Here is a 1,456-nt window from a genome sequence, read left to right as displayed (position 1 = left end):
CGATGACCGCCAGCATGGCCGCGAAAACCGCAACGGCGCGCCCGGCCGGCAGGGCGGCGAAATCCGGCGCGGTGCCGACATGGGCCAGCCGGCCACGGCGGACCGCATAGAAACACAGCCCCACGAACAGGCCGGCGGAACAGGCCGAAAACGCGAAGGCCGGGCCGAAGCGCTCCTGCAGCCAGGGGGTCAGCAGCATCGAGAAGGTCGAGCCGACATTGACCGCCATGTAATAGAGGGTGAAGGCGGCATCCAGTTCGACATCGTCGCCGTCATAGATGCGGCGCACCAGATTGGCGGCGTTGGGTTTGAAGAACCCGTTGCCGGTGGCGATCAGGCCCATGGCCAGGGTGAAGAACTGCTCGTGCACGGTGGCCAGCGCCAGCACGGCATAGCCGAATGCCAGCGTGGTGGCGCCGGTCAGCATGGCGCGGCGCGAGCCCAGGACGCGATCGCCCAGCCAGCCACCGACGGCCGGCAGCGCATAGGTCATAGCGGCGAAGGCGCCCCAGGTCATGTTGGCGCGGGCGTCGGCGAAGCCCAGATGCTGCACCATGAACAGCAGCAGCACCGCCTGCATGCCGTAATAGCCGAAGCGTTCCCATAATTCGATGGCGACGACGACGCTGAAAGACGCGGCACGGGAGGGAAGCGCCAACGCGGCACCCGGAGGCGTTGATGAAGAAGAATTCATGAAATTCCCGAATAGAAGCGCGAACGTTGGGCGAAACACCTATCAGACCGGCAGCAAAAGCGACAACGCGGGCTGGCGTCATTCTGCGCCGAGCGCAGGAATAACGCACAATATGTCTCAATCATTTCGAAAATTCTATGATTCTGTCGCGAATTCAGCCGGCGGCGAAATCATAATCGCGTTCGACCCGGCAGATCCGGGTCTTGTAGGCCGCGTACCAGCGCTGCCGCCCCAGGCGCTGCGCCATCTGGTGGGCGGCGTCCGTCTTCCAGGCGGCGATGTCCTCCAGGCTGCGCCAATAGGAGACGGTGATGCCCGGCGCGCCCGGTCCCGCGCCCTCGCGCACCGATTCGACGCCCAGAAAGCCGGGCTGGCGGGCCGCCGTTTCGGCCATCACGCGCGCCATCTCGCCATAGCCGGCATCGTCCCGGCCGAGCAGGGAAGTGAAAACGACCGCGTAATAAGGAGGCTGAGGCGTGGGGGCGATGGACATCTGGCGGTTCCTGCTGCCGGGCGTGCGGTGTCGGGACGCGGGACATTCAGGGGGCGGGATCGGCGACCGGACGCCGCTTGCGCATCGCGCGGTGCGGGATGCCGGCATCGGGGAATTCCTCGCCATACGCCACATAGCCCAGCGATTCATAGAAAGGGAGGGCCTGGGTCTGTGCGTCCAGCAGGAAACAGGCCACGCCGCGGCAGGCGGGCAGATCCTCGATCGCACGCATCAGGCGGCGGCCGAGCCCCCGGCCGCGCCACGCGGCG

3 protein-coding genes are annotated in these 1,456 nt (G+C 66.5%); all 3 read right to left on the bottom strand.

Features of this window, described 5'->3' with window-relative positions; all coding sequences use genetic code 11:
* Positions 1-658 (bottom strand): oligopeptide:H+ symporter (locus tag HUK84_RS18000; RefSeq protein WP_374729383.1); only part of this gene is annotated, 658 nt, incomplete at its 3' end.
* 190 nt (positions 659-848) lie between these two features.
* On the bottom strand, positions 849-1,187 hold the full coding sequence (locus HUK84_RS17995) for an antibiotic biosynthesis monooxygenase family protein (RefSeq protein ID WP_176641468.1): 339 nt from the start codon (positions 1,185-1,187) through the stop codon (positions 849-851).
* Positions 1,188-1,233: 46 nt separating this feature from the next.
* The coding region (locus HUK84_RS17990; protein ID WP_176641467.1) for a GNAT family N-acetyltransferase at positions 1,234-1,456 on the bottom strand (223 nt) is incomplete at its 5' end.

It is taken from the genome of Nguyenibacter vanlangensis (assembly GCF_013376155.1).
GTDB lineage: Bacteria > Pseudomonadota > Alphaproteobacteria > Acetobacterales > Acetobacteraceae > Gluconacetobacter > Gluconacetobacter vanlangensis.
The sequence above is the reverse complement of the archived record's forward strand: the minus strand, read 5'-3'. Positions and strand labels throughout refer to the sequence as shown.

Excerpts from the sequence above, each read along its gene's own strand:
- HUK84_RS17995 (WP_176641468.1), bottom strand. The coding sequence starts at position 1,187 with ATGTCCATCGCCCCCACGCCTCAGCCTCCTTATTACGCGGTCGTTTTC.